Annotated in this window: 19 protein-coding genes and 2 pseudogenes; 10 read left to right on the top strand and 11 right to left on the bottom strand. The window is 58.1% G+C overall.

The annotated features are described in order from the left end of the window. The 6 genes from G1E_RS01450 (at position 1) to G1E_RS01425 (ending at position 6676) form a co-directional block, all read left to right on the top strand. Complete coding sequence (locus tag G1E_RS01450; protein ID WP_009684872.1) at positions 1 to 2460, top strand: RND family transporter; 2460 nt, start codon at positions 1 to 3, stop codon at positions 2458 to 2460. Positions 2461 to 2560: 100 nt separating this feature from the next. Next, positions 2561 to 3334, top strand: coding sequence for an SDR family NAD(P)-dependent oxidoreductase (locus G1E_RS01445; RefSeq protein ID WP_009684871.1), 774 nt, complete (start codon positions 2561 to 2563; stop codon positions 3332 to 3334). 10 nt (positions 3335 to 3344) lie between these two features. Beyond that, positions 3345 to 3917, top strand: coding sequence for a cupin domain-containing protein (locus tag G1E_RS01440; RefSeq protein WP_009684870.1), 573 nt, complete (start codon positions 3345 to 3347; stop codon positions 3915 to 3917). Next, complete coding sequence (locus G1E_RS01435) at positions 3914 to 4906, top strand: fumarylacetoacetate hydrolase family protein (protein WP_009684869.1); 993 nt, start codon at positions 3914 to 3916, stop codon at positions 4904 to 4906. The genes G1E_RS01440 and G1E_RS01435 overlap by 4 nt, the downstream gene beginning before the upstream one ends. After that, positions 4897 to 5895, top strand: coding sequence for an NAD-dependent epimerase/dehydratase family protein (locus tag G1E_RS01430; RefSeq protein WP_009684868.1), 999 nt, complete (start codon positions 4897 to 4899; stop codon positions 5893 to 5895). Before G1E_RS01435 ends, G1E_RS01430 begins: the two co-directional genes overlap by 10 nt. Next, positions 5882 to 6676, top strand: a complete 795-nt coding sequence (locus G1E_RS01425) for a cyclase family protein (protein ID WP_009684867.1) — start codon at positions 5882 to 5884, stop codon at positions 6674 to 6676. Before G1E_RS01430 ends, G1E_RS01425 begins: the two co-directional genes overlap by 14 nt. 232 nt (positions 6677 to 6908) lie before the next feature. Here G1E_RS01425 and G1E_RS28195 read toward each other — a convergent pair whose 3' ends face one another. Together G1E_RS28195 and G1E_RS27190 are read right to left on the bottom strand one after the other, a co-directional pair. Next, a complete protein-coding gene (locus G1E_RS28195; protein WP_132475866.1) occupies positions 6909 to 7133 on the bottom strand; it encodes a hypothetical protein in 225 nt (74 codons plus the stop codon). Then, a protein-coding gene (locus tag G1E_RS27190) for an IS3 family transposase (protein WP_156327347.1) occupies positions 7130 to 8292 on the bottom strand; the annotation gives its coding sequence in 2 pieces (ribosomal slippage) (positions 7130 to 8037 and positions 8037 to 8292; 1164 coding nt in all). The genes G1E_RS28195 and G1E_RS27190 overlap by 4 nt, the downstream gene beginning before the upstream one ends. Before the next feature lie 465 nt (positions 8293 to 8757). Between G1E_RS27190 and G1E_RS27185 the strand changes: the two are divergent. Then, positions 8758 to 8850: pseudogene (locus G1E_RS27185) on the top strand (transketolase); the annotation flags it as partial. An 83-nt stretch (positions 8851 to 8933) separates the two neighbouring features. Here G1E_RS27185 and G1E_RS01410 read toward each other — a convergent pair. The 4 genes and pseudogenes from G1E_RS01410 to G1E_RS01395 all read right to left on the bottom strand — a co-directional run. Then, positions 8934 to 9464 (bottom strand): annotated as a pseudogene (locus G1E_RS01410) (LLM class flavin-dependent oxidoreductase); the annotation flags it as partial. 329 nt (positions 9465 to 9793) lie between these two features. Continuing rightward, positions 9794 to 10711: an ROK family protein gene (locus tag G1E_RS01405; protein WP_082437961.1), complete on the bottom strand. Its 918-nt coding sequence runs from the start codon at positions 10709 to 10711 to the stop codon at positions 9794 to 9796. 13 nt (positions 10712 to 10724) lie between these two features. Continuing rightward, complete coding sequence (locus tag G1E_RS01400; RefSeq protein WP_009684860.1) at positions 10725 to 11705, bottom strand: alcohol dehydrogenase catalytic domain-containing protein; 981 nt, start codon at positions 11703 to 11705, stop codon at positions 10725 to 10727. After that, complete coding sequence (locus G1E_RS01395) at positions 11702 to 12202, bottom strand: lactoylglutathione lyase family protein (protein ID WP_009684859.1); 501 nt, start codon at positions 12200 to 12202, stop codon at positions 11702 to 11704. The genes G1E_RS01400 and G1E_RS01395 overlap by 4 nt, the downstream gene beginning before the upstream one ends. 91 nt (positions 12203 to 12293) lie before the next feature. Here G1E_RS01395 and G1E_RS01390 point away from each other — a divergent pair, with 91 nt between their 5' ends. Further along, positions 12294 to 13184, top strand: coding sequence for a LysR family transcriptional regulator (locus G1E_RS01390; RefSeq protein ID WP_009684858.1), 891 nt, complete (start codon positions 12294 to 12296; stop codon positions 13182 to 13184). Between the two features lie 82 nt (positions 13185 to 13266). Here the strand turns inward: G1E_RS01390 and G1E_RS01385 are convergent, their stop codons facing one another. The 5 genes from G1E_RS01385 to G1E_RS01370 form a co-directional block, all read right to left on the bottom strand. Next, positions 13267 to 14247 (bottom strand): TerC family protein, encoded by a 981-nt coding sequence (locus G1E_RS01385; protein ID WP_009684857.1) that lies wholly within the window; start codon positions 14245 to 14247, stop codon positions 13267 to 13269. Positions 14248 to 14398: 151 nt separating this feature from the next. Next, a complete protein-coding gene (locus tag G1E_RS01380; protein WP_009684856.1) occupies positions 14399 to 14857 on the bottom strand; it encodes a DUF3429 domain-containing protein in 459 nt (152 codons plus the stop codon). Between the two features lie 34 nt (positions 14858 to 14891). After that, on the bottom strand, positions 14892 to 15452 hold the full coding sequence (folE, locus tag G1E_RS01375) for a GTP cyclohydrolase I FolE (protein ID WP_009684855.1): 561 nt from the start codon (positions 15450 to 15452) through the stop codon (positions 14892 to 14894). Further along, on the bottom strand, positions 15437 to 15850 hold the full coding sequence (locus tag G1E_RS27175; RefSeq protein ID WP_033690796.1) for a thiol-disulfide oxidoreductase DCC family protein: 414 nt from the start codon (positions 15848 to 15850) through the stop codon (positions 15437 to 15439). Before G1E_RS27175 ends, folE begins: the two co-directional genes overlap by 16 nt. Before the next feature lie 95 nt (positions 15851 to 15945). Then, entirely contained in the window at positions 15946 to 16584 is a 639-nt protein-coding gene (locus tag G1E_RS01370) for a DUF72 domain-containing protein (protein WP_306282997.1), read from the bottom strand. Positions 16585 to 16868: 284 nt separating this feature from the next. On the opposite strand from G1E_RS01370, the gene G1E_RS01365 reads away from it, so the two are divergent. Next, the gene (locus G1E_RS01365) at positions 16869 to 17993 is read left to right on the top strand and encodes a mechanosensitive ion channel family protein (RefSeq protein ID WP_009684852.1); all 1125 of its coding nucleotides are present in this window, start codon (positions 16869 to 16871) and stop codon (positions 17991 to 17993) included. A 125-nt stretch (positions 17994 to 18118) separates the two neighbouring features. After that, positions 18119 to 20473, top strand: a complete 2355-nt coding sequence (locus tag G1E_RS01360) for an FdhF/YdeP family oxidoreductase (RefSeq protein ID WP_009684851.1) — start codon at positions 18119 to 18121, stop codon at positions 20471 to 20473. The last annotated feature ends 5 nt before the right edge of the window (positions 20474 to 20478 follow it).

Below are 20478 nucleotides of genomic sequence, written 5' to 3'. Positions count from 1 at the left end.
ATGCATGTACCAACCTCCTCCGCTCCCCCTTCGGGCAATCTCGAAGACTTCAACAGTGCCTCAGGTTCCCTACTGGAGCGCGCGCTGTTCAACAATCGTGCTTTGGTACTGCTGCTCTGCATTGCCGCTACTCTGCTCCTGGGCTGGCAGGCCACACGCCTGACGCTGAACGCCAGCTTCGAGAAGATGATCCCGCGGGAGCATCCGTTCATCGTCAATTACCTGGAGCACCGCGACGAACTCAAGGGCCTGGGTAATGCCGTGCGCATCGCAGTTGCCAATCCCCAGGGCAGCATCTACGACAAGGCATACCTCAAAGTCCTTGAGCAGATCAGTGATGAGGTCTACCTGCTCCCGGGTGTCGACCGCGCTGCCATGAAGTCCTTGTGGACACCGTCTACGCGCTGGACGGGGGTAACAGAGGAAGGTCTCGAAGGTGGGCCAGTGATCCCTGATGGCTACGATGGCGAGCCCAAGAGTTTGGAGGCGCTGAAACGAAACGTTGAACGCTCGAACGAAATTGGCCAGTTGGTTGCCTTCGATCAGCGATCCAGCATTGTCTATGTTCCGCTGCTGGCGCAGACGCCGGATGGTCAGCCACTGGACTACACCAGCTTTGCTCATGAGCTTGAGCAACTGCGTGCCAAATACCAGTCTCAGGGTGTTGAGATTCACATCACGGGCTTTGCAAAGGTCGTGGGTGATTTGATCGATGGTTTGAAGCAGATCCTGGTGTTCTTCGGCGTGGCCATCCTGATCACCGCTGCAGTGCTCTATTGGTACACCCGCTGCGTGCGCAGCACCTTCCTGGTGGTCATGTGTTCGCTGGTTGCCGTGGTATGGCAGTTGGGTCTGCTTCCGATGCTGGGGTACGAACTCGACCCCTACTCGGTCTTGGTACCGTTTCTTGTATTCGCCATCGGTATGAGCCATGGCGCGCAGAAAATGAACGGCATCATGCAAGATATCGGGCGCGGGATGCACCGCCTGGTGGCTGCACGCTTCACGTTCCGTCGGCTGTTCTTGGCTGGCCTGACCGCCCTGCTGTGCGACGCCGTAGGTTTCGCGGTTCTGATGATCATCAAGATTCAAGTGATCCAAGACTTGGCGGTGATTGCGAGCCTTGGTGTCGCGGTACTCATCTTCACCAATCTGATCTTGTTGCCCATTGTTCTTTCTTACATCGGCGTAAGCCCTAAAGCTGCTCGACGTAGCTTGCGTGCAGAAGAGGCTGAGGCGTCTGGCGCGGACAAGCATGCGGTATGGCGCTTCCTTGATCTGTTCACCCGCAAACGTTGGGCAACAGCCTGCGTCATCGTTGCTGCTGCAATGGCCGTCGCAGGCTACGCGATCAGCCTGCAGTTGAAGGTCGGCGATCTTGATGCTGGGGCACCTGAGCTGCGACCTGACTCTCGATACAACCAGGACAACCTCTTCATCACCCAACACTACGGTGCGAGCAGTGACCTCTTTGCGGTCATGATCAAGACTCCACCGGGGCAATGTTCGGCATTCAGCACCCTCAAGAAAGTCGACGATCTGGATTGGCAATTGCGCGGGCTTGAAGGCGTAGATTCGACAAACTCATTGGCGCTGCTCAATCGGCGTGTGCTGGTTGGCCTCTCGGAAGGCAACCCGAAATGGTACGAGCTGGTGAACAACCAAGCGACCTTGAACATGGTCACTGCGGGCGCTCCTCGCGGCTTGTACAACGATGATTGCAGCCTCCTGACAGTCTTTGCCTATCTTAAAGACCACAAGGCCGACACCCTCACCGACGTGGTTTCGAATGTTGAGCGCTTCTCCCTGGCCAACTCCTCGGAGGGCGCGACATTCCTGATGGCTGCTGGGAGTGCAGGGATCGAAGCGGCGACCAACATCGTTGTGAAGAAGGCCAACCATGACATGCTCTGGTGGGTGTACGGCGCGGTCACTTTGCTCTGCCTGGTGACATTCCGCTCCTGGAGGGCCGTGGTTTGCGCAGTCCTTCCGCTTGTACTCACCTCCATTCTTTGTGAGGCCTTGATGGTGGCACTGGGGATCGGGGTCAAGGTCTCCACCCTCCCCGTCATCGCCCTGGGCGTCGGCATCGGTGTCGATTACGCACTGTATGTGATGAGCATCGTCCTGGCGCAACTGCGTCAAGACGCCAGCTTGTCCCGAGCCTACTACCAAGCACTGCTTTTCACAGGGAAGGTCGTGATGCTGACGGGGGTGACCCTGGCAATCGGTGTGGGTACCTGGATCTTCTCTCCGATCAAGTTCCAGGCCGACATGGGTGTGCTGCTTGCCTTCATGTTCATTTGGAACATGGTCGGCGCCCTCATCCTCCTCCCTGCCTTGGCCTATTTCCTACTGCCTCAGCGTGCGCCTGAAAAGTCAGCGGTTGCTGTTCCTGAGCAGAAGCACACTCAAACCCCACCTTGCAGTGAAGTGCACAAGGCAGTGCCGTGGGCGTAGCGACTTTGAAAGGCTCGGTGGGCTGTCGGTTGCAGGCGACGCTATGTGTGCGGCCTAGGACTGACGCCCATCGCTCAGATTATTCAGGCACAGGTGCTGTATGAACGAACTCTTTTCTCTTAGCGCCAGAACGGCGCTTATCACCGGTGCTACACGAGGAATAGGCCTTGCGATCGCCTATGCCCTTGGGCGAGCCGGCGCCAAGTTGATTGTGAGCAGTGAAAGTCATAGCGAAACCTCTAGCGTCGCCCAGACATTGAATGATGCGGGGATTGATGTCATTGGGATTGCTGCTGATTTGAGCAAGCAAGACGAGGTACATGCATTGGCTGCTCAGGCCATCAGGCATTTCGGGCGCATCGACGTCTTGGTGTGCAATGCCGGCGTAGCGCCGCACTTAGGGGCGATGAGCTCGGCGAGCGATGCAGACTGGGAATTGACCCTCAACGTGAACCTGCGAAGTGCTATCTGGCTCACCAATGGATTACTGCCCGCCATGGCTGAGCATGGCGGTGGCAGCGTCATTCTCATGTCGAGTATTGCTGGCGTGCGCGGCAACAAAGCGCTCGGTCTGTATGGGCTATCCAAAGCGGCCCTCTCGCAGCTCGCCCGCAACCTGGCGGTCGAATGGGGGCCACAAAACATTCGGGTGAATTCGATCAGCCCGGGTGTGATTCAAACCGAATTCGCTCGCCCCCTGACCGATAACGCCGAAGTTATGCAGCGCCGTCTCGCACTGACGCCGCTTCGCCGTGTTGGACGCCCGGAGGAAGTAGCTGCTGTTGCCTTGCTGCTGGCCTCGCCGGGCGGAGCATTCATCAGTGGTCAGAACATTATTGTCGATGGTGGCACAACCATCGGTGACGGAAACTAAAGGAGATCCTATGCAAACCCTTCCTACTTTCAAGCGCGTGGTAACCGGTCACAATGGTGAAGGCCTTGCGGTGGTCGCCAGCAGTGCGCCAACGCCGAACAACTTCCCGCTTAAAGCAGTGCCAGGCACTGTCTTCTACGAAGTCTGGAACAGTGCTACGGCCCCTGCGCCTCTGGACAACGCGGACGATCCGACCTCTCAGCTACTTCAACTGAGCCCTGGCCCTCTGGGCAGCGTTATCCGCGTCGTGGACATTCCGCCAGATAGCGTACAGAACCAGGTCAGTGCCGAAGATGCTGCCGCTGCATTTGCAGAAATTGGTGAGTCTCACGCCGGCACCGGGAAAGCGGACTCGAAGCACAAGCTGATGCACCGCACCGAGACGCTCGATTACGGCATCGTCACTGAGGGCGAGGTATGGCTGGTGCTGGATGAAGAGGAAGTGCATCTCAAACGAGGTGACATCGTTGTCCAGCGCGGCACCAATCACGCCTGGAGCAACCGTACTGAACAGATGTCGCGGATGGTCTTCATCCTGCTTGACGGACGTTACGCACCTGAACTGCAGGAGCTGCTGGGATGAAGCTCGCTACGCTCAACGACGATACCCGGGACGGGACGCTGATTGTAGTTTCCCGAGATCTGCACCATGCAGTTATCGCAGGGCACGCAGCGCCCACAATGCAGGCGGCACTGGAGAATTGGGCGAATGTTGAAGCGCACCTGGCGTCCCTGTACCACCAACTGAATCCTGGTGACGCTGCCGACGCGTTCGTGCTCACGTTTGATCAACTGATGGCTCCCCTGCCCAGGGCATGGCAGTGGTTAGATGGTTCGTGCTTCCTGACCCACGGCAAGTTGATGCAGAAAGCATTTAACCTGGAGCCGATCGAGAACGCCGACACCATTCCGTTGATCTACCAGGGTGCGGGTGACGACTTCCTGGGCCCGAATGAAGACGTTGCGCTTCCCTCTGAAGCGGACGGCATCGATTTCGAGGGTGAGTTTGCGGTGCTGCTGGACGATGTTCCCATGGGATGCCCTGCAGACGAGGCGTTGCGCCATGTCCGCTTAGTGCTTCAGTTGAACGACGTCAGCTTGCGTGCCCTCGGCCCACGCGAAATGAAAACAGGTTTTGGTTTTCTCCAGGCCAAACCCTCCAGCAGCTTCGCGCCTGTAGCCGTGACTCCAGACGAACTGGGTGATGCTTGGGGAGATGGTCGGGTGCATCTGCCTCTGAACGTGGAGTGGAATGGTGAATGGTTCGGACACCCGCACGGGGGTGAAATGCACTTCGGCTTCCACCAGCTGATTGCTCATGCTGCGCGCACCCGCCGACTGAGCGCTGGCACCCTTGTAGGGTCAGGTACTGTCTCCAACAACGACCGCTCCGTAGGGTCAGCGTGTATCGCTGAGCGCCGAGCGATTGAAACCATTGCTAACGGTGCACCTAGCACTCCGTTTATGCGCTTCGGAGATCGTGTCCGAATGGAGGCGAAGGGCGCTGACGGTAGCGCACTCTTCGGGCCGATCGACCAGCGAATTGTGCAAGGAGGTGCGCCATGCGTGTAATGATCAGCGGAGCTAATGGCTTCGTAGGTCGCCAGCTCGTCGAGCGCTTGCTGCAGCAAGGCCAACTGCGCGGACAAAAGATCGAAGCCATTCTTGCTGTAGACCAGACTACCGATGGCCTTCTTGACGATAGCCGTCTTCGCCGGCATGAAGGGAGCATCACCAATCCTGCGCTTCTGCGACGAGTACTGGCGGATGGCATCGATGTTGTTTTCCACCTGGTCAGCATTCCAGGCGGTGCAGCAGAGGCCAACTACGATCTCGGCTACCAGGTCAATCTGCAAGCCAGCCTGGAATTGCTCCAGCAACTCAGAAACCGCCAGCGCCCTCCTGTCCTGGTGTATGCGAGTAGCGTTGCGGTCTATGGAGGGGATTTACCGGCTCGTATGGATGAGTCTCAACCTGCGCATCCGCAACTGTCCTATGCGGCACACAAGCGGATGGTCGAAATCGGCATCGAAGACCTGGTGCGCCGGGGTGAATTGGACGGACGCGTTGTCCGCCTGCCTGGGATCGTGGCTCGCCCGAAGCAGCCGAACGGATTGAAGTCCGCCTTCATGAGCGACTTGCTGCATGCCTACGCGGCTGGCGAAGCCTATGAGTGCCCGGTTTCACCTCAAGCAACCTGCTGGTGGATGTCGGCAAGCTGCTGTGTGGACAATCTTATCCGTGCTGCAGAATTGAGCGAGTCTCAGGGGAATCGAGTCTGGCAATTGCCAGTTCTGCAGCTCTCTATAAGTGAAATCCTTGAGGCTCTTGCATCGCGATTCGGCGCTGAGAACAGCAAAAACATCCGGTTCAATCCAGACCCCCAGCTTGAGGCGCTGTTCGGGAGCCTGCCTCCTCTGCGCACCACACGCGCCCGCGAATTCGGCTTCCGGAATGATCGCTCGGCTTCCCAGCTGATTCGGAACGCACTCGGCAAGTACCCACCCTTCACACGCCCCAAGAGCACGGAAGTAGGGATTACTACTCATGAACTTGGCTAAATTTCGCATGCTCGACCTCTCGGTCAGCCTGGACAACAACCCGTATACAGATCCACCACCCCTACTGCCCAAGATTGACTACATGGATCATCAGCAGGGGTGGCCAGAGATGGCCGCGATGTTCCCAGGGCTTCGCAAGGAGGATTTACCTGGTAACGAGTCGTGGGCGGCAGAACGGCTAAGTATCACCACGCACAGCGGTACGCACATGGATGCGCCCTGGCACTATGCCTCGACAACGGATGGTGGAAAGCCCGCCTACGGGATCGATGAGCTGCCTCTGGAGTGGTGCTTGAAGCCAGGCGTCAAATTGGACTTTCGCCACTTGCCAGACGGGTATGTCGTGAGCATTGCCGATGTAGAGGCTGAATTGAGGCGCATCGGTCACGAGATTCAGCCACTGGAGATCGTAGTGATCAATACCCGCGCCGGAAGCCTTTTTGGGCAACCTGGCTATCTCGATGCGGGTGTTGGGATGGGGCGCGATGCCACCCTATACCTTCTTGAAAAAGGGGTTCGGGTCGTTGGTACGGACGCATGGAGTTGGGACGCGCCATTCAAGTTTACCCGCGAGCGCTTCGCACAGACTGGGGATGCATCAATCGTCTGGGAGGGCCACAAAGCCGGTCGTGACATAGGCTACGGTCAAATGGAAAAGCTGGCGAACCTGGATCAACTCCCTTCATCTGGGTTCTGGATTTCATGCTTCCCCTACAAAATCAGGCATGCATCCGCAGGCTTCGTCCGGGCTGTAGCGCTGCTGGATGACGATCGCTCCTGATGCCATTACCGGTGTGGCCTGATGCTTGTTTTTGCATCGGGCCACACATCTCGAAACGACGGCCGTTACCTCACGAATCTTGAGCTCTACGAGATCTACAGGAAGCAGCGGCTTGTGTATCTCGTTCGCGCATGCCCCACGTCATCTATCGCTTTAATGCTCAACCTCTCTGGGAGCATGTACCATATATGCCCAGATCGCCCTAAGTCACATGCGTTGCCATGCATGGCCGTCAGGCATCATTTTCAGGTGGTGATTGCTGCTCTACCCCGAGCGGGCCCTTCAACGCGCTGAGAATCTCTGGTTTGTATTCGTTTGCCAGCCGCGCGACGGCTTCATTAGGGAGATAGACAAGCGCTTTATTGTCGGCACTTAACGCTGCCTGATGCGCATCCCACTTAAGCTGAGCTGATTTCGTAAGCCCGTTTCCTCCCGCGAGGATATGTGTAGTGGTCAACTCATTCCGGACACAGTTTTGAGTTTTTCTTCAGCTTTCGCCGGAGCCAGCCCATCGTTGAATTGATGGGGGCGAATCCAGTTGTAGTGGCTCATCAGGTACTGGCTAATGTCTCGTTGGGCTTGCTGCCCGGTCAGGTAGCCCGTGGTCGGTATCCATTCTGACTTCAAGCTGCGAAAGACTCGCTCCATCGGCGCGTTATCCCAGCAGTTGCCTCGGCGGCTCATGCTCTGGCGCATCCGGTAGCGCCATAGTATCTGGCGGAACTGACGGCTGCCATATTGCGATCCCTGGTCGGAGTGGAACAGTAGTCCTTGAGGCTTTCCACGCTGTTCGTAAGCTACGTCCAGCGCTTTGACGACTAAGTCTGCATCCGGCTTCTCTGATAAGGCCCAGCCCACCACTCTGCGTGCGTAGAGATCCAGTACAACTGCGAGATAGTGCCATTTGCCCTGAGCCCAGACGTAAGTTATGTCTCCACACCAGACCTGATTTGGCGCTTCGACATCAAACGCTCGGTTCAAGGTATTCGGAATATCTGGCCGCTCCACTGTGGCCTTTTTGTACGCATGTGATCCTGGCTGCTTGCTGATCAACGCCAGCTCACGCATCAGGCTGCGTACCTTGAACCGCCCGATTTGCTCACCTTCTTCTTGCATCATTGCCATGATGGTACGGCTGCCGGGCGCACCTCGACCTCGCGTGAACAACTCATTCACTCGACTGCGCAACCGCAGTCGTTCAACGTCCGGAGTTCGCCTTCTGTGACGATGTGCGTAGTAACTTGAGCGAGTGACTTCAAACACTTCGCACAAACAATCAACGGGCTCATGATCGCTGAGCTGGCGGATCAGCGCGTACGCTCGAGATCTTCCGACATCAAGAGCGCGGTAGCCTTTTTTAGTATCGATTTCTCGCGTTCAAGGCGCGTGATCCGGGCTTCCAACTCTTGGATTTTTTGCTGCTCTGGCGTCAACGCTTTGCTGGCCGGCGTAACGCCGCCGCGCTCCTGCTGAAGCTGATTAACCCATCGGCGCAGTGCCGACTCGACCAAGCCGAGCGAACGGGCCGCTTCGGCATGGCTGTAGCCTTGATCGAGCAACAGGCAGGCAGCTTCGCGTTTGAACTCAGGGGTAAAGGTACGGCGTTGCTTGGTCATCGGACACCTCTCTGTGGCGAGCATTTTGGCCTAAATGGGTGTCCGGGGTTAGTAGACCACTACAGGGGGGTTAGTGAAGTAGGTCAGACGCCGACCATCCAGCCAGTCAGCCCGAGGCCTGAAGTGCTCCTTGCATGGGGTGCATGGAGGCGACCCTAAGTTCCACTAAGCGGAGCCAGGTCGAAGTGGTTAAGGTTTTCAAAGGCAAGCGGAGCGCGCAGGCTGCCGGCCGGAGGCGTGCAGGATGGAAGCCCGCAGGGCCGAAACACCACAGGTGGTTCGGTTCACGACAGCCATCCGCGACGCGGCACGCCCATTTCTCCGCGCACAAAGCGCTTCACGCCACAGCCATCTGCTGGAAATCCCGCAGAGAATTACGACCGCCCTCTCGCCGAAACGTAGCCATCACATAGCGGCTGCCCTCCACCCTCGTCAGCACCGAAAACCGCCCCTCCTCCTCCACTCTCGACCTGGGAAGCTGCGATGTCGGCCTCGCACTGGAAGCTCGATAATCTGATCACGATCATCGACGTCAATAACCAGCAGGCCGATGGGCATTTCACGCCCGCGAAGGGGCGCAAAGCGGCCCCAAATTATTTGACTGACTGGCGTTAGCCCACGGGCCCCGCTTTTGATGTTGTTTATGCGGGAAAGCGGAAGGAGGATCCGTAGGCCGACGCTGGCAGGCAGTCAGATCTGTCAGCCCTCAATCTGGCACGCAAGCTTCCGCTCTGAGCACCGGTTCGGTAAAAACCTCTCTTTTGCAGCGCCGGCACCACCAGCTCCACGAAATCTTCTAATGTGCCAGGGCTCGTCAACGGGTTGAGCATGTAGCCACTCGTACCCGATATCCGGGCATGCGCGTCGATTCTGCCTGCCACCTGCTCCGCAGTACCTACCAGGATCAGATAGGTGCCCCGTGTAACATTTGCAAAGCGCTTTCTGACATCTCCGGCGGTTAAAGGGATGCGCAGCACTGTCAGCGACTTTACATCATCGCGAGCATGGCCACGTGCCTCAGCTATCGTCCAAATCTCTTCCAGTCCTTGACGGATTTCGTGCGGGTTCGACTTGGCTATGAAGATCAGTTCAGCATGCTTGGCCGCAAACTTCCGCCCTCTCCCAGACCAACCCGCCTGAACCAGCAGTGGCGCTCGCTGTTTCGAAGGTGTTGGCGGCCAAGCGTTCATCTGCCGGGTGCGTCCACAAGCTCGGCGCTCCACCGCAAGACGCTCACACGATGTCCTCAATGCGCCGCTTCCAACACCATTTTCTAACCAGCCCGGCACACTGCGCGACGATGAAGTGCCGGATGCGCCGCTCGACCTCGTCCAGCAGTGAATAGCCGGCATGCTTGGCCGCATTTCACGGTAGCACTCAACAGTAGCGGTACTAACGCTGCCAGCGCCCTTACGAGAAAGCGGACATTTCCCGGCGAGGCCATGCTGGGGTATCTGCACTGGAAGTGCGGTCTGATCGCTCAACTAGAACGCGAAGGCACCTATGGTTTCAAGGTGCTCTGAACGGCTCGAATCGCCCCTAGTGCCACTACGAAATCTTCCGACTTCACGCGTTCGACAGTACAAGCATCCCAGAGGGGTGCAATGGCATGGGCTTCGGCTGCCTGCAATGCACCCTCCCAGTACCCTTCGAGTTTCAAGGTTCCACCACCCACTGCCAGACGCGAGGGGTTGAGCAAGTTGATGATAGTGGCAATGCCAAGACCCAGGGCCTGGCCGCCGGCCCTGACTGTATCCATGGCGCCAGGGTCTGCAGCCTCTACCAAACGTGCGAGCTTATCGCCACTGATGCCAAGCCGGTTGGCCATAGCGCCACCGCCGGCTACCTCATCCAGCCGCCTGACTGAACCACCAACACGCAGCGGCAGGTAACCAAGCTCGCCAGCCCAGCCATTGGCACCCCGCAACGCCCGTCCGTGCGTCATGAAGGCAGCACCAATGGCCGTGCCAGCCATGATGACGCCGCCCGTGAACTCAGCGCTGGCATCCTGCATTTCTTCCAGCAGGGCGGCCTCTACATCATTGATGACAGCTATCCGGCACCCAAGTGCTTCGAGTGCAAGCGCCGGACGCCAGCCGGTCAGGCCAGGCAGCACGTCGCAACTAACGACTATGCCATCGCAACCGACCAGCCCCGGTACCGCAATCCCGATAAGAGCCGGGCGTAGCCCCAAATCTTCGATGAAGGCGCGGAGCTGGGCGGCAAAATCGTCAGGCGTATACCCGGGCCCGGTTTCACAACGTCGTGAATGGGCTCCGCATACCAGCAGGAGCTTGGTTCCCCCCAGGTCGGCGCCAATGATGATCTCATTTCCTTCGGGGGCACTGTGCATTGGTATACCTTGGCTATGAATGAAACGGAATGCGAATTCTTCAGGGCCCGAGTCTGGGTGGTTCATGCATGCCACGCAATTAGTCGTTTGCGACCCGAATCACGCCTTTGCCGCTGAACGTGCGTTGTTGCAGCCCGGTGAGGTGATCTGGAAGACGCTCGAACGAGGCTACGCTGTAACTTTCAGGCGTCCACTGCGCCCGCCCCATTGAGGTAAGCATGCCCTCGCCCGCGTCCACTAGCGCTTGCCAGGCACGATCATCACCAAACGTATGCAATGCCGCGAGAGCGACCTCGTGCAGCGAAATGGTCCGGGTGAACGGTGGTATGGGCGAGGCGTGGAGCCGGTCTTGAACACATACCAGATGGCCGTTGGCTCTGAGCGCGGGTTCGAGTCGCGCAGCATGTTCAGCGTTCACGGTGTCTATAACAGCATCGAACACCATGGGGCCGCTCCAGGCCTGATCCAGTGGACCCTCCATGCACTCTGCCACCCCTAGATCCGCCAGGCGTTGAGCATGTCGTCGGTGGCTCAGTGAAGTGACCTTCAACCCGCGCCGCACCGCTATCTGAATCAGGTGGTTGGCAACGGAGCCGCCCGCCCCGCTCACCAGCAAAGTCCGACATGATTGCGGCAGCTTTTCCAGCGCCAGCCAAGCGGTCAAGCCTGGGCAAGGGAGACTGGCTGCATGCTCCCAGCTAACCATGGCTGGTACACGAAGCACTGCGCTGGCTCTCACCGGGGTATATTCTGCAAAACTGCCGTGCCGACCAAGGCTTTGATGGTAAGCGATGCGCTGGCCGACCCAGGAAGTGCAGACGTTGTCGCCTACAGCAACCACGACCCCCGCACCATCGACCCCGGGTACGTGCCCGGGCTGCCAGTTGACCAGTTGCCCACCCAAGACTTTCCAGTCCACAGGATTGAGGCCGATCACGACGTTGCGGATAAGAACATCGTCCGCTTCCGGTTTGGGAATCTGAGTTTCAGTGAGCAACAGATCAGCCGGGTCAGCACTGCCCTGCCAGGTAAACGCGCGGTGAGTTGTTGGCAAAATCATGATTGGTATGCGCCTGCAGAATAGGTGAGCTCATAGCTGTGGCTGTAGATCTCCAGGATATTGCCGAAGGGATCCTCCATGTAAACCATGCGCAATGGCTTCTCACCTGGAAAATACTCACGTACCGGCATTCGCTGCTTGCCACCTGCAGCCACGATCCTGGCGGCCAAGCCCTCGACATCCGGGTCTTGCACGCAAAAATGAAAGACACCGGTTTTCCAGTATTCAAAGTTGTCGTTAGGGCGCTGGGCGTTGCGGAATTCAAATATCTCGACGCCGATACGATCGCCCGTAGACAGATGGGCGATGCGGAACGATCCCCATCCGGCACCAAAGACGTCCGTACACATCATGCCAATCGCGCTGTCATCTTCAGCGATGGTGGTCGGCGGCATGATCAGGTACCACCCAAGCACCTCTGTGTAAAATTTGACAGCGCCATCCAGGTCGGTGACCGAGAGGCCTATATGGGAGAAATTACGGGGGTAAACGGACATGACGGACAGTCTCCAGAAAGGTTGGTCCCTACCCTACGCCCGGTCATATATAATGAAAACCGTGCCCACATTATGGTTACGATAAGACTTCATGATGGTTAATCCGCAGTGGCTCCGATCCTTTGCAGTGCTGGCCGAACTTGGGAATTTCACTCGCACTGCAGAACATCTGAATTTGACCCAGGCCGCAGTGAGCCAGCACATCCAGAGCCTGGAAAAGCACTACGGCAGCCTCTTCATTCGCCACCACCGGCATGTTGAGCTGACCCCTGCCGGGAGTGCCGTGTTGGACTACTTCAGAGAAATGGAACGAGCTGGCCGTGCACTCGATGCCCGCCTTAGTTCAGAAGACCAAGACGTAGGCGATATCAGCCTGGTGTCCCCCGGCAGTATAGGGCTGGCCTTGTATCCGCTCCTGCTGGATTATCAAGAAAACCATCCTGGCCTCATTATCCGCCACAGGTTCGCCCCCGACGCGGAGGTGCTCGATGCAGTACTGACCAATCGCTTTGAAATGGGAATCGTGACTCACAAGCCAGACAACATGAGGATCACAGCGCAGCGGTTTGGCGAGGAACCCCTGGAGTTGATATTGCCCACCACTACACCTTATGTTGGCTTCGAAACGCTTTCAGAACTCGGCTTCATCGACCACCCCGATGGGGTCGGAATGGCAACACGCCTGCTTAGCCGGAGATATCCAGACGCCGCCGGCATCCAAGCAATCAAGAAACGCGGCTTCAGTAATCAGGTGAGCCTCATTCTGGAGCCGGTTTCACGAGGTTTGGGCTTTACTGTGCTGCCAAGGTTCGCCAGGCGCGCCTTCCATGCACAGAATGCTTTGCAGGTGGTGGAGTGTGGGAACGCAGTTGTGGACACGCTCTGGCTCATTTACCGATCAGAGTGGCCGCTTTCGTCGAGAGCCAGGCGTGTCATTGATCAGATGCAGCAAAACCTGTATCTAGCCGTTGACCGCACGTGACCTTCACCATGGGATTGGCGTGCTGGGCGATGTTACCTCGACCAGCCCACCCCACCCGCGCTGTTGAGCGCCATGCAAGCCTTCAAACCTTGACCGGCGCTCTGGTTTTCCAGAGTGACAGCAGCACGCCGCCAATCAGCAGGCCAATTGTAACGCTTAAAGAAATTTCAGCAGGCACCTTGCCAACGATATCGTGCAGGAATATTTTCGCGCCTATGAAAACCAGTACCAGGGCCAAGGCGTATTTGAGATAGGCGAAGCGGCTTATCATCGCAGCCAATGCAAAATACAGTGCGCGCAAACCGAGTATCGCGAAAATGTTCGACGTATAGACAATGAAGGGGTCCTGCGTGATGGCAAAGATCGCTGGCACACTGTCAACCGCGAACACCAAGTCGGCGCACTCAATCAGAATCAACGCGAGAAACAGCGGCGTCACCCATATTACCCGCCTGCCGGAGCCATCAGGTATACGGACCAGGAAATGCTGACCGTGCAACTCGTCAGTCACGCGTAGATGACTGCGCAGATACTTGACGAAGCGATTGTTTTCCAAGTCGGGCTCATGGTCCAGTCGAGCGAACAGCATTTTCACACCCGTGAATACCAGGAAGGCGCCGAAGCAGTAAAGAATCCAACTGAACTGTGTAACCAGCGCCGCGCCCAGGCCTATCATGATGGCCCTCAATACAATGACACCCATGATCCCCCAGAACAGCACTCGGTGCTGAAATTCTCTGGGAATGGCAAGAAAACTGAAAATGAGGGCAATAACGAACACGTTGTCCATGGACAACGACTTCTCGATCAGAAAGCCAGTCACATAGTCCATGCTTGCGTCGCTGCCTTTCTGGAAATAGACCCAGACTGCAAATAGCAGGCCCATGCTGATGTAGCCAGCTGACAGGAGCAGGCTTTCCTTGACACCGATTTCTCGATTCCCACGATGGAGAACCCCTAGGTCAAGCGCCAGCAGCGTCAACACGACAGCGAAGAATGAAAGCCACAGCCAGAGATCAGTGCCAAGCACGTCTTGGGAGAGATACGTATTAAGGGCAGACATGAGCCCCTCCTATATAGTCGTAGTTTAACAACTATGACTCCGACATGGCGGCTACTTACCGTCAGAGGGGCCCGGCGTCACACCATCAGATTTTATCCAGCGCAAAAATGTTGCAAGGGGGAAAATTTTGCTATTTGTTTCTTCTGTGACTTCAGTTTCCGAACGCCATGACAATGGCACTCAATACCAGACACAAGCTCGCCACGACCGTCAAACGTACCCGCATAGGCATATACCAGCCGGGCATGAAGTTGGCCAGTTTACGGTCTTGCCAAAAGTGCACGGTAAATCCTGAAGCCAGTACCCAACAGCCCCATGACACCGGTAACAACATGGCAACCCAGCCGATAAGGGCTGGCATGACACTCCACACAAGCCGCTGTTGTCGCTCAGTAGCAGGCAAGGCTGGCAACGTCATCGCGAAACCCCAATGCAGGGCCCCGACAAAACTCAGTATCACGGCCCCATAGCCAACCAACGCTTCAGCCAGGTTATCTCGATACTCACCGCCAAAACAAACCAGCAGTGCCAGACCCAGAAATGGAAGCAAGCCACCGTAGCCCAGGATCGTAAAGCGGCTCGGAGATAACGTATCGAACACTGAACCCATGGGTGCGCCCTCCTCCACGACTCAAAACCAAACTTCAGGTGTGTCGGCCAATCAGCGTGAGGAATTCATGCCGCGTCGTTGGCGAGTCTCTGAATTCGCCTAGCATGACCGAGGAAATCATCACCGAGTTCTGCTTTTCCACACCACGCATCATCATGCACATGTGCTTGGCTTCGATGACCACCCCAACCCCTGCCGCATCGGTCACTTCCTGCATGGCACAGGCAATCTGCCTAGTCAGGTTTTCCTGGATCTGCAAACGGCGGGCAAACATGTCCACCAAGCGCGCTACTTTGGAAAGCCCTAGTACTCGCCCTGTTGGCAGGTACGCGACATGTGCCTTCCCAATAAACGGCAACATGTGGTGCTCGCATAACGAGTACAGTTCAATGTCGCGAACGACAACCATCTCGTCATTCTGGCTTTCGAACAGCGCCCCGTTGACGATCTCACCCAAGCTCTGGGTATAGCCATTGCATAGGTATTGCATCGCTTTGGCAGCACGCTGAGGCGTATCCAGGAGCCCTTCGCGCTGCGGGTTTTCACCCACGCCAACAAGGATTTCACGATAGTGTTCGGCTAGCGAATGTGACATTTGGAGGCCTCACCTTTGCAACGTTGCCCGCCATCGGGATGGGGTAACCAGGCCAGACTTGGCCTCAAGCGACAGAACAATTTGTAAAGAACCGAAAGCACTGGACGCAACGGGCGCCACGCCAAGGGTGCTGCCCAAAAACCCAAACCGGCAGCACGCCAGGCCCACAGGGTCGCGTCCAAGCCGGTGACCCACTGCCCGTTCGCGAACCTTGCGTGCAAACAGGACCGTAGTTCCTCAATCGTCAGGCCCAGCGGTGTGGGATCGAACTCATCGCTGTCGATATCAACCAGGATGAGCTTTGCTGCCGTGCAACGCCTGCGCAGAAATGCGACCTCCCTGGCACACAATGGGCAGGCCCCGTCAAAGTAAAGCGTCAGAGGCCACTCGCAATACATGTACAAAACCTCATTCATGTACAGTTTTTTGTACAAGTTAGCTGAAGCAATAAAATACGCAATAGGCAAGGTGGTTGCGACGGCCGCAGAATGCCCTAACTCAGACACCCTTCGAGCGCCAGCGCATTTCCAAGCGCAGCACCCGAAGCCGTGTTGTCGAAGACGCACCATGTAGCCGCACCGGCAGCGTGGCTGCGCCGCAGCCGTGCAGCCAGCTGTTGCAGGTATTGTTGGGAATACTCGCTGCGGTAGATGCGCGGTTCGCCGTGCAGGCGCCAGTAGACCAAGCCTGGCCAGCCCGCGGGTTGTGCGTCGGCGCCAAAACGCGAAGGGCTCGCCGCCACTTGAGCGATATGCAAGTCGACCAGCATCGACTGCGCCGCTTGCCAACTGGCGTGCCTGGGTTCGACCGCCACCGGCCCGGCATGGCGCTGGCGCAGGCGTTCAAAGAAACGCCGGTCCCGGCCATCATCATGGGCCAGCGATGGCGGTAATTGTACGAGCAGGCAGCCAAGGCGGTCACCCAGGTGTTGGCATTGCCCAAGAAACGTATCAAGCGCTGCCTCAAAGCGTTCCAGTTGCAACTCGTGGGTGATGTGCTTGGGTAGCTTCACCGCAAAGCGGAAATCCGCTGGTACAGCGCAAGCCCAACGGGCATAGGTCGCCGGCAGGTGCGGCCGGTAGAACGAGCTGTTGATCTCGACGGCACCCAACCGCGCGGCGTAGCGCTGCAGGTGGCTGCCCTGCTGCGGGAACGCCTCGGCCTACTGGCGCGGCAAGCTCCAGCCCGCGCATCCCACGTGGATCATCATGGCACTCCATGGATCGCCGTTGCTGTAATGGAGTCGCCAGGTGCACTTGTCGTTCCATGGACACTACCCCCGGCGCGCTGGCTCACCTAGCGATGACTCAGCATGCCGCCGTGCGGTTTTTGAAATCCGATCGACCTATGGCGCCGTCAGGGCATCCCATGAAAAGACCGTCATATCAATCCAGTCACCCAGGAGACCCACTGCTCATGAATGACCGCCTGATAGCCCTGTTCACCGAGACTAACTTGTTCGGCATCTCCATACTCAATTGGCTGCTGGCCATGGTGGTGGCCATCGCGACTTTCCTGGTCGCCCGCGCCGCCATCAGCTTCCTGCTGCACCGCATCCGGCGCTGGGCCGAACACGACGGCGTGCTCAGCCATGTGCTGGCCAAGGTGCTGGCCGGCACCAGCAATTCCCTGCTACTGCTCGCGTCCTTGCTGGTAGGCCTGAGCATGCTCGACCTGCCCGAGCGCTGGCTGACACGGGTCAGCAGCCTGTGGTTCGTGGTCGCCGCCCTCCAAATCGGGCTGTGGGCCAACCGCGCCATCGGCCTGGGGCTGGATCGCTACTTCGCGGGTCAACGCACCGATGGTCTTACCCAGGCCAGCGCACTGGCCACCCTGTCGGCGTGGGGGGCGCGGGTGCTGCTGTGGTCGGTGGTGGTACTGGCGATGCTGTCCAACCTGGGCGTCAACATCACTGCGTTTGTCGCCAGCCTCGGCGTCGGCGGTATCGCCGTGGCGCTGGCCGTGCAGAACATACTCGGCGACCTGTTCGCCTCCCTGTCAATCGCCGTGGACAAACCCTTCGAGGTCGGCGACTTCATCGTCATTGGCCCGTTGGCCGGCACCGTTGAACATGTGGGCTTGAAAACCACACGCATCCGCAGCCTGGGTGGCGAGCAGATCGTCATGGCCAACGCCAGCATGATCAGCAGCACGATCCAGAACTACAAACGCCTGCAGGAACGCCGCATTGTGTTTGAGTTTGGCCTGTCCTACGACTCGCCCACCGAGGCAGTGAAAAAAGCCCCTGGCATCGTTGAGGAGGCTATCAAGGCGCAATCGCAGGTGCGCTTCGACCGTGCTCATTTGCGTGGTTTTGGCAAGGAAGCGTTGGAGTTCGAGTGCGTATACATCGTCCAGGACCCAGGCTACAACCTGTACATGGACATCCAGCAGGCGATCAACTTCCACCTGCTCGACCGCTTCTCCAAAGTGGGCGCCAAGTTCGCGGTACCGGTGCGGGCGATCAAGGTCACCGCATTGCCGCAAGAAGCCAACTTGTCGGTGCCAGCGCGCGAGGGCCTGGGCATCAGGGGCGCGTGAGCGCCCACCCCATTCGCCCCCCGTTGCGTGCGCGGGGTCCCAGCCGCCCCTTGAATCGCTTCGAACTTAGAGGCTCCCCAGTACTCGTAGCGTTTAGACACACTAAATGGCAAGGCGAGGTCGACATGAAGATGATCCATGGCACATCACATTTTCGGCCCTATACCTCTGCAGCGGGCGGCTGGGGGTCGGCCCACTCCGTGCTGAATATCCTTTGGCGCGAGCAGGCACTGATCAAAGGCACAACCGCCCTGCTCAAGCTGAACAAGCCCAAGGGTTTCGCCTGCGTGAGCTGTGCCTGGGCCAAGCCAGGCGATCCTCATGCCCTGGAATTTTGCGAGAATGGTGCCAAGGCCACGGCATGGGAATTGACGTCACGACGCACCTCGCCCGATTTCTTCAGGGCCCACTCCTTGACCGAGTTGCGCGGCTGGTCGGACTTCGAGCTGGAGCAGCATGGCCGGTTAACCCACCCAATGCGTTACGACAAGCACACTGATCGCTACCAGGTCGTGACCTGGGAGCAAGCCTATGAAGCCATCGGCGCGCAGTTGCGCGCGCTTAGCCCCGACGACGTCGTTTTTTATGCATCAGGGCGCGCATCACTGGAAACATCGTTCATCTACCAGTTGTTCGCCCGTGCTTATGGCACGAACAATCTTCCCGACAGTTCCAACATGTGCCACGAAAGCACCTCGGTTGGCCTGCAGGAAAGCATCGGGGTCCCGGTTGGCACGGTCTCACTGGCCGATTTCGAGCATACCGACTGCATTCTGTTCTTCGGGCAGAACGTAGGCAGCAACAGCCCGCGCATGCTTCACCCGCTTCAGGAGGTGCGCAAGCGCAATGTCCCGATCATCACCTTCAACCCGATCCGGGAACGTGGTCTGGAGCGTTTTGTAAACCCCCAGTCCCCCACTGAAATGCTCGGTCCGCAATCCACAGTCATCAGCACTCAATACCACCAAGTGGCCATCGGCGGTGACACCGCTGCCGTCATGGGGGTGGCCAAGGCGCTTCTGGAAATGGAGGAAAGGGCCAAAAGCAACGGCGAGCCGCCGGTGCTCGATCACGATTTTCTCGCACAACATACGGACGGCCTGGCCCAGTTCATGGAGCGTGTGCAGCAATACACATGGGCTGAACTGGAGCGACGGTCCGGCCTGAGCCGAAGCGCGATGGAGGCCACGGCCACCGTTTATGCGCGCAGCGAGAAAGTGATAATAGTCTATGGCATGGGCATGACCCAGCACCGGCACGGGGTGGCCAACGTGCAGATGCTGGTGAATCTGCTATTGCTGCGCGGGAATATCGGTAAACCAGGGGCTGGTATCTGCCCGGTCAGAGGGCACTCGAACGTACAGGGCCAACGCACGGTAGGCATTACCGAGGACCCTGCGAAAGTACCAGGGGAGAAGATCGAGTCGCTGTTCGGCTTCAAGATTCCGGAGCACAAGGGTCTGGCGACGGTCGACACCTGCGAGGGCGTTCTCAATGGCAGTGTGAAGGGGTTCATCGGGCTTGGCGGTAACTTTCTGCGTGCCGTGCCCGATACCAGCCGGGTGGAACCCGCCTGGGCCCACCTCAGCCTCAGTGTACAGATCGCGACCAAGCTCAATCGCACCCACCTGGTCCCTTGTGAAAGCACCTGGCTGCTGCCCTGCCTGGGCAGGATCGAGATCGACCGGCAGCTTGGCGTCGAACAAACCTACACCACTGAAGACAGCACCGGCTGCATCCGCGCCTGGCGCGGCCACGCCGAACCCGCAGGAGAGCAGCTGCGCTCGGAGTTGGCGATCATCGCAGAGTTGGCCCTGGCGACGCTGGGCGACACGGTCGCCATTCCCTGGGCACACTGGAAGCACGACTATGCCCTGGTTCGTGAAGCCATCAGCAAGGTTTATCCAAGTATTTTCCATGACTTCGAGACGCGGATGTGGGAGCCCGGCGGGTTCCATCGCCCGCTGGGCGTGGCACAGCGGCAATGGGCTACGCCTTCAGGGAAGGCGCAGTTCATTACCCCAGGCACGCTGGATGAAGACGACGACGTGCTGACGGGCGAAGCCGGCCGTGATGTCCTGCAACTGATGACGTTGCGCAGCAATGACCAGTTCAACACCACCGTGTACGGTTACGACGATCGCTTCAGGGGCGTAAAGGGCACGCGCAAAGTGGTGTTCCTCAACCGCAACGATATCGTCCGCCTGGGCTTCGTGCCGGGGGGCTGGGTTCGCTTGCGTACAGCTGTGGAACCGACAGTTCGCCGCGAGGCAGGCCCTTTTCAGATTATCGCCTATGACATACCGGTGGGCTGCGCCGCCGCTTACTACCCCGAGGCCAATGCGCTCGTGCCCTTGTGGCACTATGCCAAGCGAAGCAAAGTGCCCGCCGCGAAATCGGTGCCTGTCGTGCTCTTGCATGCTCGGCCCGATGCTGAAGATCTGGCACACGCCGTACCCGCAACAGATCAGGTCGTGTAGCACGC

The sequence above is a fragment of the Pseudomonas sp. TJI-51 genome (assembly GCF_000190455.2).
Classification (GTDB): domain Bacteria; phylum Pseudomonadota; class Gammaproteobacteria; order Pseudomonadales; family Pseudomonadaceae; genus Aquipseudomonas; species Aquipseudomonas juntendi.
Note: the sequence above shows the minus strand (reverse complement) of the source record. Positions and strands in the feature narration are given on the sequence as shown.